Below are 15,524 nucleotides of genomic sequence, written 5' to 3'. Positions count from 1 at the left end.
TCAGGGGCTCATCCGACCGGCCCCGGGTGGGGGAGCGGACGGATGAGCCCCGGCCGTCGAGGGCGTCGGTGGGACCGCTCAGTTCCCGGCGACGAGGTAGTCGGCGAACTCCTTCTCGAGCGCGCTCTTGGGCTTCGCGCCGATGGCCTTCTTCACGACCTCGCCCCCCGAGAACAGGTAGATGGCCGGGATCGACGTGATGCCGTACCGGGAGGCCACGGCCGGGTTCTCGTCGACGTTGAGCTTGACGACCTCGACCGTGTCGGCGTGCTCGGCGGCGATGGCGTCCAGGACCGGGCCGACCATGCGGCAGGGACCGCACCACTCGGCCCAGAAGTCGACGATGACGGGCTTGTCCGACTCGAGGACCTCGGTCCCGAAGTCGGCGTCGGTCACGTTCTTGGCGGCGCTCATGTTTCTCCTTGTCCGGCGCGGGGCACGCGGTCGGCGTGCCCGCACGCACTCGGTGGAACTCGTGGGAAGGGCGGATCCGGTTCGATTATGACCCATGCGGGCCGGGGCGGCGGCGGCCGTCCCGGCCCGCACGGCTCAGCTGTGCAGGACCGAGCGGTCGTGCAGGGCGGCGAGGTAGTGCTCGGCGTCGACCGCGGCCACGCACCCCGAGCCCGCGGCCGTGATGGCCTGGCGGTAGGTGGCGTCCACGACGTCGCCCGCCGCGAAGACCCCGGCGAGACTCGTGGTGGAGCTGCGTCCGTCCACCGCGATGGTGCCGTCCACGGTGAGCTCGAGCTGGTCCTGCACCAGTGAGGTGCGGGGATCGGAGCCGATGGCCACGAAGAGGCCGGTCACGGGCAGCTCGCTCGTCCCCTGGGAGTCGGTGTCCCGGACGGTGACGGAGCTGACCTTGTCCGCCCCGTTGATGCCCACGACCTCGGAGTTCCAGAGGACCTCGATCTTGGGGTCCTCGAACGCGCGCTGCTGCATGATCTCGGAGGCGCGGAAGCTGTCCCGGCGGTGGATGATCGTGACCTTCGAGGCGAACCGCGAGAGGAAGGTGGCCTCCTCGAGGGCGGAGTCGCCGCCGCCGACGACTGCGATGTGCTGCTCCTTGAAGAAGAAGCCGTCGCAGGTGGCGCACCAGCTCACGCCGTGGCCGGAGAGCCGCTTCTCGTCCGGCAGACCGAGCTCGCGGTACGCCGAGCCGGTCGCGAGGATCACGGCGTGGGCGCGGTGCACGGAGCCGTCCTCGAGGGTCACGGTCTTGACCTCGCCCTCGAGCTGGAGGGCGATGACGTCCTCGTAGCGGATGTCGGCGCCGAAGCGCTCGGCCTGCTGCTGCATGTTGGACATCAGCTCGGGCCCCTGGATGCCGTCGACGAACCCCGGGTAGTTCTCGACCTCGGTCGTGTTCATGAGCTCGCCGCCCGCGGTCACCGAGCCCGCGAAGACGATGGGGTGGAGATCGGCGCGCGCTGCGTACACGGCGGCCGTGTAGCCTGCGGGGCCGGATCCCACGATGATGACCTCGTGGACGGTCTCGTCGTCCGCGGTGACCGCCGGCCCGCTGTTCGTCGGGGCGAGGTTCAGGGCGTTGATCACGGGACCGAAGTCGGGGCTCACTGTTCTGCAGACCTTCCGTACAGGGAGCGGCCGGGCACGCCGGCCGCAGGGACCACTGGCACAACGGGGGGCGAACGGAGGATATTCCGGTGCCCGTGCTGCCCCCGCCGTGGCCGGCGGGGGAGCGGGGACCTCACTCGAGCTGGATCTCACCGATCCGCAGGCCGTAGTCGAACCCGGCGATGGGGTTGGTCAGCTGCGGCAGCTGGGTCCAGTTCACGATCACGTACTCGTGCTCCTCGTCCTGGGCCGCCGCCGCGAGCGGAACGGTGATCTCCGGGCCGGTGAACGAGCCGGAGGCCACCTGCTGGGCCCCGTCGAGGCTCGGGGAGTCGTTGACGTACACGTCGAACAGGCCGCCCGAGGCGGCGGCCTGCTGGAGCTGCAGCGTCTCCACCGGCGCGGGCTCCTCGAGCTGGACCGCCAGGCCCACGCTCGGCGTCTGGTTGCCGAAGTCCTGGTCGGAGAACCCGTAGCTGATCCAGTAGGTGGACGGGTTGCCGTCGACCACCTGACCCAGGCGGGCGTCCTGGTCGGCCATGAAGTCCGGGTCGGTGGGCACCAGGCGCGTCACGGCGACGGGCTCGGGGTCCGCGGCCGGGGTCTCCGGCTCGGCACTCGGCTCCGCCGGCGCCTCGACGCCCTGGTCCTCGGCGCGGGCGTCCACCACGGGTGCCGGGTCGTCCGTCCCGGCGAAGAGCTCGCCCAGCCGGTCGAAGCTGAACACCACGGCACCGATCAGCAGGACCAGCAGCAGGGCCAGGAGCAGCAGCAGGCCCCTGCCGCCCTTCTGGGTCTGCGGCGGGTTTCCCGGCTCGCGCGGCGGCGCGGGCGCGGCGGCCGGTTCTCCCCGGTGGGGCGCGGCCGGGCGCTCGTCGTAGTCGTGGTAGCGGTTGTCCCCGTCGTAGCCGGGGTCGATGTCCGTCCCGGCGGTGCGCACGGCGGTGGCCGCCGTGCCGCTCGCCGCCGCACGGTCGAAGAGGGTGGAGCGGGTCGAGGTGGCGCTGGCCCGCACGGGCCGGCCCAGGCGGGTGCGCACCGCAGGCGCGGGTGCGGCGTCGTCGTACGAGTCGTCGTCCTGCCACCGGGTGACCTTGGGCACGGGGGCCGCACCGCCGAGGTCGTCGGAGGGCTCGGTCGCGACCACGGGCGTCGGCCGGGTGGGGTCCGGCTCGTCGTACACGTAGGAGGAGCTGCCGCTGCCGCGCGGGGCGCCGAAGATGTCGTCGCTGAGGGAGTCGTCCTCCAGGTCGTCCGGCTCCACGAGCAGGGAGTCCAGCATGTCCGCGGCCGGGGTGTGCGAGGTCACGAGGTAGGTGTGCGCCTCCGCCTGCCCCATGTCCAGGATCTGGAAGGGGGCGCCGATGCTCCCGCTGGCCATCGAGCGGGCGTTCTCGACCAGCAGGGACGTGTGCCGCTCCGCGGGCAGGAGGATCGAGACGCGGCGGCCGAGGATCTGGTCCTGGCCCTCGAGCACGTGGTCGCCCTCGGCGGTGGCCAGCACGTCGGAGACCACTTTGTAGCGGCCGCCGAGGACGGAACCGAGCTTCATCGGTGCGGGCACGTTGGCTCCCTGGGGGTCGGGAATTCGCGGCGGGGGCCGGAACTCGCGGGTGGGGGTGGCCGGGCGTCACCGGCCACACAGCACTTTACCGGTCCCGGCGCTCCGTGGCCGAGACCCTGGTCACAGCGTCACAGCGTCACGGCGTCACGGCGTCACGGCGTCACGGCGTCACGGCGTCACGGCGTCACGGCGTCACGGCGTCACGGCGTCACGGCGTCACGGCGTCACGGGGACGGTCAGCGGCCGAGCCGGGCCAGGAGCGGGCGAACGAGGCCGTCGAGCTCCCGCACGCGGCACAGCTTCAGGGCGCCCAGGTAGGCGATCCCCATGGCGGTCCCGCCGACGGCGAGGGTCGCGACCGCGGTCAGCTGGTCGTTCCAGGGAAAGCCGTCGGGGTCGTAGCCGCCCAGCGAGAACAGGACCGCGGCGCCCACGACGCCGGCGAGCAGGGACGCCAGCAGGATCCGCACGTGGGCGTCCACGATCCGGGCGACGCCGTAGTCGCCGATCCGGCGGACCAGCACCGCGTGGTAGATCAGCGTGCTCAGCACGTTCTGGGCGGCGTAGCACGCGGCGACCGCGAAGATGATGAGGTCCGGCGGGACGAACGACCAGATCAGCAGGGCGCAGGCCACCGTGAACAGCGCGACCCCGATCTGCACCAGGAAGGGGGTGCGGGCGTCCTCCTGGGCGTAGAACGCCCGGCCGAGCATGAAGGAGATCGACATGAAGGGCGCACCGACGGCGATCACCGCGACCACCTGGCCGATCACGGCGCCCGCGGACGGGACACCGCCGCTGAAGAGCATGCCGAGCGGCCCGGCGAAGACCACGAGGGCGACCGTGGCGAAGACCGTCGCCACGCCCGTGATGCGCAAGCTCGAGGACAGGGATGCGACCATGCCGTCCCGGTCCCCGTCGGCGGAGGCCGCGGCCATCCGGTTGAACAGCACCGTGGCGATGGACAGCCCGATCACCCCGTGCGGCAGGGAGTAGAGCATCGACGCCTGGTTGAGGGCCGCCACGCCCGGGATCTGCTGCGGGGGGTCCATGGCGAGGTACTCCGGGCGGTAGCCGGTGGGGATGGCGGCGACCTTCGTCAGGGCCAGGAACGCCAGGTTGGCGATGATGCCCGTGGCCAGGGTCCAGCCCGCGAGCCGCGCCGCGGTGGAGAGCCCGATGCCGCGCCAGCCGAACCGCGGCCGCAGTCCCAGCCCGAGCCGGCGCAGCGGCCAGAACAGCACCAGGGCCTGGGCGGCGACGCCCGCGGTGGCCATGGCCGCCAGCCAGAACGTCTTGGCCGGCGACCAGTTCTCGAGCGTGTGCGGATCCTGCTGGTAGGCGCCGAACTGCTGGACGAACACGAGCAGCGCCGCGATGGCCACCACGTTGTTGACCACCGGCGCCCACATGTACCAGCCGAACGCCCCGCGGGCGTTGAGCACCTGGCCCACCACGGTGTACAGGCCGTAGAAGAAGATCTGCGGGAAGGTGAACAGCGCGAAGGTGATCCCGAGGGACAGCTGCGCCTCGGTCCAGTCGGTGCCCATGGTGCGCACGATGGGTCCGGCCAGCAGCACCACGACCGCCGTCACGCCCAGCAGGGCGAGCACGGCGAGGGTCATCAGGCGGGAGATGTAGTCGGCCCCGTCGTCGTCGGCCTTGGACGCCTTGATGATCTGGGGCACCAGGACGGCGTTGAAGACGCCGCCCGCCACGAGGACGTAGATCAGGTTCGGCAGGGTGTTTGCGAGCTCGAACACGTCGGAGACGGTCGTGACGGAGCCGATGGCCACCGTGATGAGGACGACCTTCAGGAAGCCGAGCGCGCGGGAGACGAGCGTGCCCGAGGCCATGATCGCGCTGGACGCCGCTCCCGAGCGCCGGGCCGGGGGAGCCCCGGCGGGAGAGCCGGCCGCCCCGGGGGTCGGCGCCGGCTCGGCGCCGGCCGGCTCAGAGCTGGTGGATGATGTATTCACGGGCGATGTCGGCGATCCGCCGTTCGTTGGGGAAGGACAGCTTCCGGCCGAGGTCGTCGATGTTCACCCACGCGACGTCCACGGCCTCGTGGTCCGGGTCGTTGTCCGTGGTGAGGTGACCGCCCGTGGCGCGCAGCAGGAAGTGGTGCACCGTCTTGTGCACGCGGTGCCCGGAGACCGTGAACCAGTAGTCGATGCTGCCCAGCGGGCTCAGCACCTCGCCGGCGATCCCGGTCTCCTCCTCGATCTCGCGGATCGCGGCTTCCTCGTTGGTCTCCTCGTTCTCCGGGTGGCCCTTGGGCAGGCACCACTCCAGGCGTCCGCCCCGGTTGATCCGGGCGATGATGGCCACCGGATGGGACGGCGTGCCGAGGTCGACGACAATCCCCCCGGCCGAGACTTCCTCGACCGTGGGCAGCGCAGCGGCCGGCGCGGTCGGCCGCTTCTTCGGTGCGCTGGGGACGGGGAAAGCCATGTCCACTACCTTGCCACAATCGTCCGGGCTCCCGCGGGAGCGCAGGAGGGGGTCCCCGGGCGCTCCCGGCGGGGCCGCCGCGGCCGGGCCGGCACCCCCGGGTCTGGAACAATGGGCGGCACCATGACGCAGCTCCCCGACGCCCACACGATCCACCCCGCCGCCCTCGACCTGGGGCGGCGGTTCGCCGCGGCCGGCCACGAGCTGTCCCTCGTGGGCGGTCCGGTGCGGGACCTCTTCCTCGGCCGGCCCGCCCTGGACCTGGACTTCACCACCGACGCGACGCCCGACGAGACGCTCGCCGTGGTCGCGGGGTGGGCGGACGCGGTGTGGGAGATCGGCCGCGCCTTCGGGACCATCGGGATGCGCCGGGGCGACGCCCAGCTCGAGGTGACCACGTACCGGGCGGAGGCCTACGACACCGGTTCCCGGAAGCCGCAGGTGGCGTTCGGGGACTCGCTCGAGGACGACCTGTTCCGCCGGGACTTCACGATCAACGCCATGGCGCTGCGGCTGCCCGGCCTGGAGCTCGTGGACCCGCACGGCGGGATCAAGGACCTGCACGCCCGTGCGCTGCGCACCCCCGGCGCCCCGGAGGACTCCTTCTCGGACGACCCCCTGCGCATGATGCGCGCCGCGCGCTTCGCCTCCCAGCTCGACGTCGAGGTCGCGCCCGAGGTGCGCACCGCCATGACCGGCATGGCGGAGCGGATCGCGATCGTCTCGGCCGAGCGCGTGCGGGACGAGCTCGTCAAGCTGGTCTGCGGGTGCCGGCCCCGGAAGGGCGTCGACCTCCTGGTGAGCACGGGGCTCGCCGCCGTCGTGCTCCCGGAGGTGCCCGCGCTGCAGCTCGAGACGGACGAGCACCACCGGCACAAGGACGTCTACCAGCACTCCCTGACCGTCATGGAGCAGGCGGCGTCCCTGGAGTCCGGCCCGGACGGCCCCGTGCCCGGCCCCGACTTCCCGCTGCGCTTCGCCGCCCTCATGCACGACGTCGGCAAGCCCGCGACCCGGCGCTTCGAGACCGACGGCGCCGTGAGCTTCCGCCACCACGAGGTGGTGGGCGCGAAGCTGACCGCCAAGCGCATGCGGGCCCTGCGCTTCGACAACGACACCATCAGGACGGTGGGCCGGCTGGTGGAGCTGCACATGCGCTTCTACGGCTACGGGGACGCGGAGTGGACCGACTCCGCCGTGCGCCGCTACGTCCGGGACGCGGGGGAGTACCTCGACCGGCTGCACCGCCTCACGCGGGCGGACGTGACGTCCCGGAACCGGCGGAAGGTGGCCCGGCTGGCCGCCGCCTACGACGACCTCGAGGCGCGGATCGCGGACCTCTCGGCCCGCGAGGAGCTCGAGGCCGTGCGGCCCGAGCTGGACGGCGAGCAGATCATGGCCGTGCTCGGCATCCCGCCGGGGCCCGCCGTGGGGCGGGCCTACAAGTTCCTGCTGGACCTGCGCCTGGACGAGGGCGAGCTCGGGCCGGACGAGGCCGAGCGGCGGCTGCGGGCCTGGGCGGCGGACGCCCTGTGAGCACCCGGACCGGCACGGCCGGCCGGGACGCCGGGCGTCCCCCGCTGCTCGCGATCGGGCCGTGGACACTGGCCGGTCTCGCGCTCCACGCCGCGCTGCTGGCCTACCTGACCAAGCTCCCGTGCCGGCTGGTGTCCTGGGAGGAGCCGGGCACCTTCCGGCGCCTCTGCTACTCGGACTTCCCCGTCCTGTATGCCTCCCGCGGCATGGCCGAGGGGCGGTTTCCCTACCTGGATCCCTCGGCACTGCTGGAGTATCCCGTCCTGCAGACCGTCGTGGCAAGCTCCACCGGTGTCCTGGCGCATGCCCTCAACCCCCTGACCAGTGTGCATGTCGGTCAAGGCATATATTTCGACGTCAACGCCCTGCTGCTGGCCGCCGTCTGGGTGGGCATCGTGCTGGTGCTGGGCCGGATGGTGGCCCATCCCGGGCACGCGGTGCTCGCGGCACTGGCGCCCGCCGTGGTCGTCACCGGGTTCATCAACTGGGACCTGTGGCCGGTGCTCTGCACCGTGGCCGCCCTGCTCGCGTTCCGCCGGGACCGGTGGTGGCTCGGCGGGATCCTGCTGGGCGTGGGCACCGCGTTCAAGCTCTTCCCGTTCCTGCTGCTGGGGGCGGTCGTCGTGCTGGCCGTCCGGCGCCGCGAGGCGGGGCCCGCGCTCCGGGCGGCCGCCGGCACCGCGGGGACCTGGGCGGCCGTGAACCTCCCCTTCGCGCTGCTGGACCCGGTCCAGTGGGGCTGGTTCTGGCAGTTCAGCCAGGACCGCGGCGCCGGCTTCTCCTCCGTGTGGCACTGGTGGAACGACGTCGCGGCGCCGCGGCTGGGCATCCCGCTGATCTCGGCCGAGGGGATCAACGTCCTGGCCCTCGCCGGCTTCACCCTCGCCTGCGTCCTGATCCTGGTCCTCGGGCTCGTGGCGCGCGAGGAGCCGCGGCTGGAGCAGCTCGCGTTCCTCGTGCTGGCGGCGTTCGTGCTGTCCAACAAGGTCTACTCGCCGCAGTTCGTGATCTGGCTCGTGCCCCTCGTGCTCCTGGCCCGGCCCCGGGTCGCGGAGTTCGTGGTCTGGCAGCTCGTCGAGGTCTTCCACTGGGTCGCGGTGTTCAACTGGCTGGGGCACATGACCGAGGGCGGGGACGGGCTCGCGCTCGCCGAGGACGTCTACTTCACCGCCGTGGCCCTGCACACGGTCGCGGTGGCCTACCTGGTGGTCCGGGTGGTCGCGGACGTGCTGCGCGGACGCGGAGGGAGCCCGTGAGCCCGCTGGGCGACCGGTTCCGGGGCGGTCGGGGCGCGCTGCTGGTCGCCCTGAGCCTCTACACGGTCATGACGGCCTGGCTGCTGCGGCTGCCCTGCCGGGTCCCCGGGTGGGGCGCGGAGGAGAGCCTGCCCGCGCTGTGCGCCACCGGGATCGCACCCGGGGAGCCCTCCGGCGCCGGCGGGTTCTTCACGGGCGGGCCCAGCGGGGACCAGCCCGCCCTGGTCGGCATGATCACCACGGTGGTCGGCCGGCTCGCCGCGCTGCTCGGTGCGGACATGGACCGGGGCGTGTTCGCGGACCTCTCCGCGGTGCTCCTGGCCCTCGTGTGGATCGCCACGGTGGCGGCGGTCGCCGCGCTCTCCGGAGGGCGCCGGACGGACGCGGCCGTGCTGGCGCTCGCACCGGTGGCCGCCCTCGTGGGCTTCGGCACGTGGGACCTGTGGGCCGTGCTCCTCATGCTGCTGGCCCTGCTGCTCCACGTCCGCGGAAGTCCCCTCCCGGCGGGCATCGTCCTGGGCCTCGCGGCCTCCGTGGCGCTGTTCCCCCTCGTGGTCCTCCTGGCCGTGCTGCTGCTGGCCGTGCGGTACCGGCAGGCCCGGGACCTCGGGATGGTCCTGGGCGGCACCGTGCTCGCCTGGGTGCTGGTCAACGGCCCGTTCCTGCTGACGGCGCCGGACCGGTGGAGCCGCCAGTTCGGCGGGTCGGGGGACCGGCCCGTCGGGGGCTCCTCGCCGTGGAGCGTGTGGGACCGCCTGGAGCAGGCGCGCACGGGCGAGGTCCCGGACCCGGCAGCGGCGGGTCAGTACGTGCTCCTGGCCCTCGTGCTGGGCTTCGTGGCGGTGCTGGTGCTGACCCTGCTCACCCGGCAGGAGCCCGGCGTCGTCCAGATCGCCTTCCTGCTGCTGGCCGTGCTCGTGCTGTCCGGCCGCAGCTACTCGCTCGTCCACGTGCTGTGGCTCGCGCCCCTCGTGGTGCTCAGCCGGCGCAGCTGGCCCGAGTTCGCCGCCTGGCAGCTCGTCGAGGTGCTGTGGTGGGCCACCCTGGTCCTGCCGGAGCCGTCGTGGCCGGTGCTGCCGTGGATCGGCCTGATCGGCTGGGACGTGCAGGACCTGCTCGCCGTGGTCCGCGTGCTGTTCCTGGTCCTCCTCGTGGTCCTCGTGTCGGTCGACGTCCTCCGCGGCGGCCGGGCACGGCGGGGCGGGACCTCCGGGGACGGCTGAGCCGCGCGCGGGAGCGCCGCCCCGTCCCGTCTCCGCCGGGCGGGGGAGGCCGCCGCCGACGCGCCCGCCCGGCCTCAGCCTGCCGGTGGTGCCGGACCGTGCCCGCGCTCCCGTAGGTTGGTCGCAGAGGGAAACGACGAGTGCTCGGGAGGAGCGCCGGTGATCGAGATCGAGAACCTGACGAAGACCTACGGTGGCAAGACGGCGGTGGACGACGTCAGCTTCACGGTCCGGCCCGGCCGGGTCACCGGGTTCCTGGGCCCCAACGGGGCCGGCAAGTCGACCACGATGCGCCTCGTCGTCGGGCTGGAGTCCGCCACCCGGGGGCACACCCGGGTCAACGGCAGGCCGTACGTCCAGCACCGGGCCCCGCTCGCGGAGGTCGGGGTGCTGCTCGACGCGAAGGCCGTCCACCCCCGGCGGACCGCCCGCGCCCACCTGTCCGCGCTCGCCGCGACCCACGGCATCCCCCGGTCCCGGGTCCAGGAGGTCGTGGAGCTCACGGGTCTCGGGGCCGCGGCCGACAAGCGGGTGGGCGGGTTCTCCCTCGGCATGGGCCAGCGGCTGGGCATCGCCGCGGCGCTGCTCGGGGACCCGCACACCGTGATCCTCGACGAGCCCGTCAACGGGCTGGACCCCGAGGGCGTCGTGTGGGTCCGCCACCTCGCCAGGTACCTCGCCTCGGAGGGCCGCACGGTCTTCCTGTCCTCCCACCTCATGTCCGAGATGGCCCAGACCGCCGACCACCTGGTGGTGATCGGCCGGGGCCGGATCCTCGCGGACGCGCCCATCGGGCAGATCCTCGCCGGGGGCCGCACGCGCACCCGGGTGCGCACGACCGACCGGGAGGCCCTGCGCCGCGCCCTGCACGGGACGGACGCCGAGACCGCGCCGTTCGACGACGACGGGGTCCTCGTCACGGGTCCCGAGCCGCGGCGCATCGCCGAGGCCGCGCTGGCCCAGGGGGTGCTGCTCTACGAGCTCACCCCGCAGACCGAGACCCTCGAGGACGTCTACATGGCCATGACGCAGGACGAGGTCGAGTACCGCTCCGGCGGCGCTCCCGCCCCGACCGACCCGGCGCCCTGGGCGGGCGCCGACGCACGAACCGGAGACCGAGCATGAGCACCAGCACCTCGACCGCCCCGCGCCCGCAGGCCGGCGCCCCCGATCCCGCCGGGACCCCCGGACCCTCGTCCGGCGTGCGGCTGGGCTTCGGCCGCGTCCTGCGCTCGGAGTGGATCAAGTTCCGCTCCCTGCGCTCGCACTGGATCCTGCTCGTCGTGGCGCTGCTGCTGTCCCTCGGCTTCGCGGCGCTGGGCGCCTGGAGCACCACGACCACGCAGGCCATCAACGAGCAGATGGCCCAGGAGCAGGTCGACGCCATGCTGGAGGGCCGCTCCCCGGAGGAGCTCGGGCTCACCGAGGAGGAGGTCCAGCAGCAGCGGGACGAGTTCGTGGTCCAGTCCGAGCAGCAGATGGCGGAGGGTTCCGGCCTGGCCCTGCCCGACGGCATGACCTTCAGCGAGTACCTGGCGATGACCAGCGCCAACGGCGGCCTGCAGCTGGTGATGCTGCTCCTCGGCGCGCTCGCCGTGCTGTTCATCGGCTCCGAGTACGCCACCCGCTCCATCCAGACGACCATGACGGCGGTGCCGCGGCGCACCCCGGTGCTGCTCGCCAAGGTGGTGGTCCTCTCCGTGGCCGCGCTCCTGTTCGGGGTGCTCAGCGCCCTCCTGTGCCACCTGCTGGTGCAGCCGCTCCTGGCCGGGGCGGACCTCGGCTACGACGTGCTCCAGGAGGCCGTGCTGCTGAACGTCCTCGCCGTGGGCCTGTTCTACATGATCACCGCCTGGATGGGCTTCGGCCTGGGCGCCCTGCTCAAGTCCACCACCTGGGGGATCGTGGTCCTCGTCGTGCTGCTGCTGGTCCTGGAGGGCGTGCTCTTCGCCCTGTCCTTCGAGTGGCTCGAGGACCTGAAGCCCTACTCCCCGACCTCGGCCGGGGCTCAGTTCACCTCGGTGTACCAGCCCTCGGACGCCGTCCTCAACCACCTCGAGTCCGGTCTCGTCTACGGCGCCTGGGGTGTGCTGTTCGTGCTGGCCGGCATCCTGGTCACCAGGAGGCGCGCGCTCTGACGCTCCTCCCGCCGCCGCGGCGGCGCCGGCCCTACGATGTGAGCTGGCGGGCCGGGACGCGGCCCGGACCACCGGGGCCCGGCACGGGCGCCGGTCGGATCGGCGGGGGACGGGAGCTGCGGTGTCGGTGTCACGGGAGCGGGAGGCCGGCGAGGCCCTGTCCGCGGTCGACGCCCGTGGCCTGCGCAGGGCGCTGCTGCACTGGCTGACGGTCGTCGTCGTCCTCGTGACCGTGTTCAGCTCCGTGGTCAACTGGGTCTTCGTCGACCGGGAGCCGCAGCACCCCGTGGAGGCCTGGCTCGGCGGGCTCGAGAACGGGCGCTCGCGGCAGCTGCTGTCCCTCACGGAGGCCGTGGTCGCGGATCCCACCCTGAGCATCTTCTCCAACCGCGTGTACCGCGGCGCGGCCGGGCGGATCGACGGCCACGAGATCCTGGGCGTGGACCTCGGCGAGAGCCACGCCGAGGTGCGGGCGCGCGTGTGGTGGGACGGACCGGACGGCACCCGGGTCCGGGAGGAGACCCATGTCTACCAGGTGCACCGGGTGGAGCGGACCGGCCCCTTCAACGACGCGTGGGAGCTGGACTCCCCGGACGCGGCCCCGCTCTCGATCCACCTGCCCGCCCCGCTCGACGAGCTCTCGGTGAACGGGGAGAGCGTCCGCCCCGACGAGGACGAACGGGTGCCCGACCCCCGGGGACCCGGCGGCGCGTGGCGCTTCGAGGCCCTGCCGGGGGACTACGCGATCGGGCTGCCGGGCGACTCCTACTACGTGACGGATCCGCCGCTGGAGCCGGTCACCGTGGCGTTCCGGGATCCCCGACCGGTCACGGCCTCGCTGCGGATCGAGCCCTCGCCGCGGATGTGGCAGGAGGTCGACGACCGGATCGAGCAGTGGCTCGAGGACTGCATGGCGTCGGAGGAGCTGTCCCCGGAGGAGTGCCCCTCGTCCCGGCGCCACGGGGAGCCGCAGGATCCGCTCGGATCCTCCGCCGCGGCACCACCGGCGCCCGGGGACGCGGGCCCGGAGATCTCCGGGGTGCAGTGGCAGCTGGTCTCGCGGCCGTCCCTGCTCCTGGTCCCGGACCCGGAGGACCCGCTGCGCTGGACGGCGGACCCGTACCGACCCGCGGAGGCGCGGCTCAGCTACCTGGAGGACGGGGAGCCGGTCACGGAGAGGATCGAGTTCCCCGTCCGCGCCACCGTGCGCTCCACGGGGCAGAGCGCGGAGATCACCGTGGGTCCGCAGTAGCCGCGGGCCGACCCCCCGGCGTCGGCTCCGGCGTGCGCCGGAACCCGACCATGACGCGCTCGACCAGGACCCAGTAGGCGATGCCGGCGACGAGTGAGGCGACCACGGCGAGGAGGGGCGAGACCGGCACCAGAGCGGGGTAGACCAGCCAGTGGGTGAGATAGATGTACAGGGAGGCCGCGGCGAGCCACCCCGTGATGCGCCGCAGGCCGGCCGGAACGGGCAGGGCCGTCACCCACAGCAGCAGCAGGACACCGGTGATCACGGTGAGCTCCCGGACCGTGCTGTCGAAGTAGCCCGGCACGGTCAGCAGGGTCAGCAGGGTGACGAGGGACCGTTCCAGGGTCGTCCGCGCCCGGGCCGTCGCCCAGCCCAGGGCGAAGAGCCAGAAGACCGGCGCGGGCTTGGGCAGTCCCGGGTCCACGATGTCGTACCGGCTCACCAGTCCGATCGCGAGGAGCGCGAGCGGGAAGGCCAGCGGGAAGCGCCGCTCGGCGCGGTCGGCCCACGGCAGGGCCATGAGCGCCGTCACGGCCACGAGGACGTAGACGAGCATCTCGACGAACCAGAAGTGCCACTGGGAGGTGAGCTCCTGGGGTCCGACGATGCCGTTGAGCAGCAGGACGTTGGCGAGCGTGTAGTCGTCGGTGAGCAGGTGGGCCACGGCGATGAAGGCCACGGACGGCACGACCACCCGCCCGAGGCTGCGCAGCTGACGCCGCAGGCGCGGGAGCCGGCTCCCGTGGAGCTGGAAGCGGGCGAAGTTGTAGCCGGCCACGGCGAAGAGCACGTGGGCGGTCTGGAACGTGAAGATCTCCACGTGCGTCGTCACGATGCACACGATGGCCACGGCCCGGAGCACGATGCTGGTCTCCAGGAACGACACGAGCCGCCGTCCGCGCCGCACGGGACGGGGGGCCAGGTCCCGGACGGGCATGAGGTGCCAGTCCGGCGGGAGCTGCCCCAGGGCCTGTTCCAGCCGCACGGAGGCCGCCACGTAGGACAGCGAGTCCCCCTCGAGGGAGACGAACGTGTCGTCGTCGCCGACGTCGGGACGGTCGAGGACCTCGGCGTAGATCCGCTTCACGTCCTCGGGCCCCTCCGCCCGGGCCCCGTGCGCCGGTGCCACGGCGGGGGGAGCACCGAGGGCGGCGACGGCGGGGTAGTCCACCTTGCCGGTGCCCAGGCGGGGCAGCTGCTCGACCGCGTGCACCACGACGGCCGGGCGGGGCAGGCCGATGCTCTCGGCGACGAGCTTGGTGAGCAGGGACGTGTCCTGCACGTCCTCGGCGGCCACGACCAGCCGCTCGTCGGAGCCCGCGGCGGCCGCGGTCACCCCGAGGTCGGAGAGGATCCGCTCGACCTGTCCGAGGTCCACGCGCAGACCCACGATCTTCACGAACCGGCTGCGCCGCCCCACGACCTCGTACAGCCCGTCCGGGTGGCGGCGTGCGAGGTCCCCGGTGCGCAGCTCCTCGACCGTCCGCCCCGCTGCGAGGTCCTCCGGCTGCTCGGCGTAGCCGAGCATGACGTTGGGCCCGGTGTAGACGAGCTCACCGTGCTCCATCCCGTCCACCGGGTCGATGCGGAACGCCCCGCCCGGGATCGGCACCCCGATCGTCCCCGCGCGTCGCTCGGCCAGCTCCGGCGGCAGGTACGCCATCCGGGAGGTGGCCTCCGTCGCCCCGTACATGACCACCAGGTCCCAGCCGGCCTGCTCGCCGACCCGCGCCCAGTGGCGGACCTTGTCCGGGGCGAGCCGCCCGCCCGCCTGGGTGACGTAGCGCAGGTGCGGCAGGTCCATCTCGGCGAAGCCCACGCGCTCGAGGAGGTCGAAAGTGTACGGCACGGCCGCGAAGGACGTCGCCGCACGGTCCCGGAACAGCTCCCAGAAGCACGGGTCGACCACGGACAGGTCCGTCAGCACCAGGCTCGCCCCGCGCGACAGGTGGCTGTTGAGCACCGACAGCCCGTAGCAGTAGGACATCGGCAGCGTCGTGGCGGCGCGGTCGTCGGGGCCGATCCCCAGGTACTCGGCGATCGACTCGGCGTTGGCGTCCAGGTTCCGGTGCGAGAGGCGGACGAGCTTGGGCGATCCCGTCGAGCCGGACGTGCTCAGCAGCAGCGCCAGGTCCGGGTGCAGCTCGTGCCGGGTGCCGGGACGCCGCTCGTCGACGACGGGCGTCCCGTTCCCGGACCGGAGCACGACGTCCGGGTCGTAGGCGGCCACGAGCGACGCCACGGCCGCCGGCTTGTCCGCCGGGACCAGCAGCAACGGGTGGCCCGCGGTCAGCGCCGCGAGATAGGCCACGAGCGAGTCGACGTCGTTGGACGCCTCGAGCACGGCCAACCGGCGCTCCGTGCCCAGGCGGGCGGCCACGTCGTCGACGCGCTCGGCCAGTTCCCGGTAGCTCAGGACGTGCCCGTCCGTGAGGACGGCGGGCCGGTCCCCGTGGCGGGCGAGGCGGGCCGCGAAGGCGACCCGGGCGAGGTCAGGGTGGGTGGTCACGTGCACCAGGC

The 15,524-nt window shown here is 73.1% G+C and carries 12 protein-coding genes; 6 read left to right on the top strand and 6 right to left on the bottom strand.

From position 1 onward, the window contains the following. Positions 1 to 78: 78 nt before the first annotated feature. The 5 genes from trxA to ACH9D3_RS10315 form a co-directional block, all read right to left on the bottom strand. A complete protein-coding gene (trxA, locus tag ACH9D3_RS10335; RefSeq protein WP_396400023.1) occupies positions 79 to 414 on the bottom strand; it encodes a thioredoxin in 336 nt (111 codons plus the stop codon). Positions 415 to 549: 135 nt separating this feature from the next. Beyond that, a complete protein-coding gene (trxB, locus tag ACH9D3_RS10330; RefSeq protein ID WP_396410836.1) occupies positions 550 to 1,581 on the bottom strand; it encodes a thioredoxin-disulfide reductase in 1,032 nt (343 codons plus the stop codon). Positions 1,582 to 1,714: 133 nt separating this feature from the next. Next, positions 1,715 to 3,145: a hypothetical protein gene (locus ACH9D3_RS10325; RefSeq protein ID WP_396410835.1), complete on the bottom strand. Its 1,431-nt coding sequence runs from the start codon at positions 3,143 to 3,145 to the stop codon at positions 1,715 to 1,717. Between the two features lie 236 nt (positions 3,146 to 3,381). Next, positions 3,382 to 5,001 (bottom strand): lipid II flippase MurJ, encoded by a 1,620-nt coding sequence (locus ACH9D3_RS10320; protein WP_396410834.1) that lies wholly within the window; start codon positions 4,999 to 5,001, stop codon positions 3,382 to 3,384. A 97-nt stretch (positions 5,002 to 5,098) separates the two neighbouring features. Further along, a complete protein-coding gene (locus ACH9D3_RS10315) occupies positions 5,099 to 5,599 on the bottom strand; it encodes an NUDIX domain-containing protein (protein WP_251333693.1) in 501 nt (166 codons plus the stop codon). A gap of 123 nt (positions 5,600 to 5,722) precedes the next feature. Here ACH9D3_RS10315 and ACH9D3_RS10310 point away from each other — a divergent pair, with 123 nt between their 5' ends. The 6 genes from ACH9D3_RS10310 (at position 5,723) to ACH9D3_RS10285 (ending at position 13,004) form a co-directional block, all read left to right on the top strand. Continuing rightward, positions 5,723 to 7,135 (top strand): CCA tRNA nucleotidyltransferase, encoded by a 1,413-nt coding sequence (locus ACH9D3_RS10310; RefSeq protein ID WP_396410833.1) that lies wholly within the window; start codon positions 5,723 to 5,725, stop codon positions 7,133 to 7,135. After that, positions 7,132 to 8,391, top strand: a complete 1,260-nt coding sequence (locus ACH9D3_RS10305; protein WP_396400015.1) for a glycosyltransferase family 87 protein — start codon at positions 7,132 to 7,134, stop codon at positions 8,389 to 8,391. Before ACH9D3_RS10310 ends, ACH9D3_RS10305 begins: the two co-directional genes overlap by 4 nt. Further along, positions 8,388 to 9,614: a glycosyltransferase 87 family protein gene (locus ACH9D3_RS10300; RefSeq protein WP_396410832.1), complete on the top strand. Its 1,227-nt coding sequence runs from the start codon at positions 8,388 to 8,390 to the stop codon at positions 9,612 to 9,614. The genes ACH9D3_RS10305 and ACH9D3_RS10300 overlap by 4 nt, the downstream gene beginning before the upstream one ends. Positions 9,615 to 9,773: 159 nt before the next feature. After that, complete coding sequence (locus ACH9D3_RS10295; protein ID WP_396410831.1) at positions 9,774 to 10,739, top strand: ATP-binding cassette domain-containing protein; 966 nt, start codon at positions 9,774 to 9,776, stop codon at positions 10,737 to 10,739. Then, a complete protein-coding gene (locus ACH9D3_RS10290; protein WP_396410830.1) occupies positions 10,736 to 11,752 on the top strand; it encodes an ABC transporter permease subunit in 1,017 nt (338 codons plus the stop codon). Before ACH9D3_RS10295 ends, ACH9D3_RS10290 begins: the two co-directional genes overlap by 4 nt. 121 nt (positions 11,753 to 11,873) lie before the next feature. Then, a complete protein-coding gene (locus tag ACH9D3_RS10285) occupies positions 11,874 to 13,004 on the top strand; it encodes a hypothetical protein (RefSeq protein WP_396410829.1) in 1,131 nt (376 codons plus the stop codon). Here the strand turns inward: ACH9D3_RS10285 and ACH9D3_RS10280 are convergent. Then, entirely contained in the window at positions 12,985 to 15,513 is a 2,529-nt protein-coding gene (locus tag ACH9D3_RS10280; RefSeq protein ID WP_396410828.1) for an AMP-binding protein, read from the bottom strand. The two genes, ACH9D3_RS10285 and ACH9D3_RS10280, sit on opposite strands and share 20 nt — an antisense overlap. Between the last annotated feature and the right edge of the window lie 11 nt (positions 15,514 to 15,524).

The organism is Kocuria kalidii (assembly GCF_044462225.1).
Lineage (GTDB): Bacteria > Actinomycetota > Actinomycetes > Actinomycetales > Micrococcaceae > Kocuria > Kocuria kalidii.
The sequence above is the reverse complement of the archived record's forward strand: the minus strand, read 5'-3'. Positions and strand labels throughout refer to the sequence as shown.

Excerpts from the sequence above, each read along its gene's own strand:
- ACH9D3_RS10310 (WP_396410833.1), top strand. The coding sequence starts at position 5,723 with ATGACGCAGCTCCCCGACGCCCACACGATCCACCCCGCCGCCCTCGAC.
- ACH9D3_RS10315 (WP_251333693.1), bottom strand. The coding sequence starts at position 5,599 with ATGGCTTTCCCCGTCCCCAGCGCACCGAAGAAGCGGCCGACCGCGCCG.
- ACH9D3_RS10320 (WP_396410834.1), bottom strand. The coding sequence starts at position 5,001 with ATGGCCTCGGGCACGCTCGTCTCCCGCGCGCTCGGCTTCCTGAAGGTC.
- trxA (WP_396400023.1), bottom strand. The coding sequence starts at position 414 with ATGAGCGCCGCCAAGAACGTGACCGACGCCGACTTCGGGACCGAGGTC.
- ACH9D3_RS10290 (WP_396410830.1), top strand. The coding sequence starts at position 10,736 with ATGAGCACCAGCACCTCGACCGCCCCGCGCCCGCAGGCCGGCGCCCCC.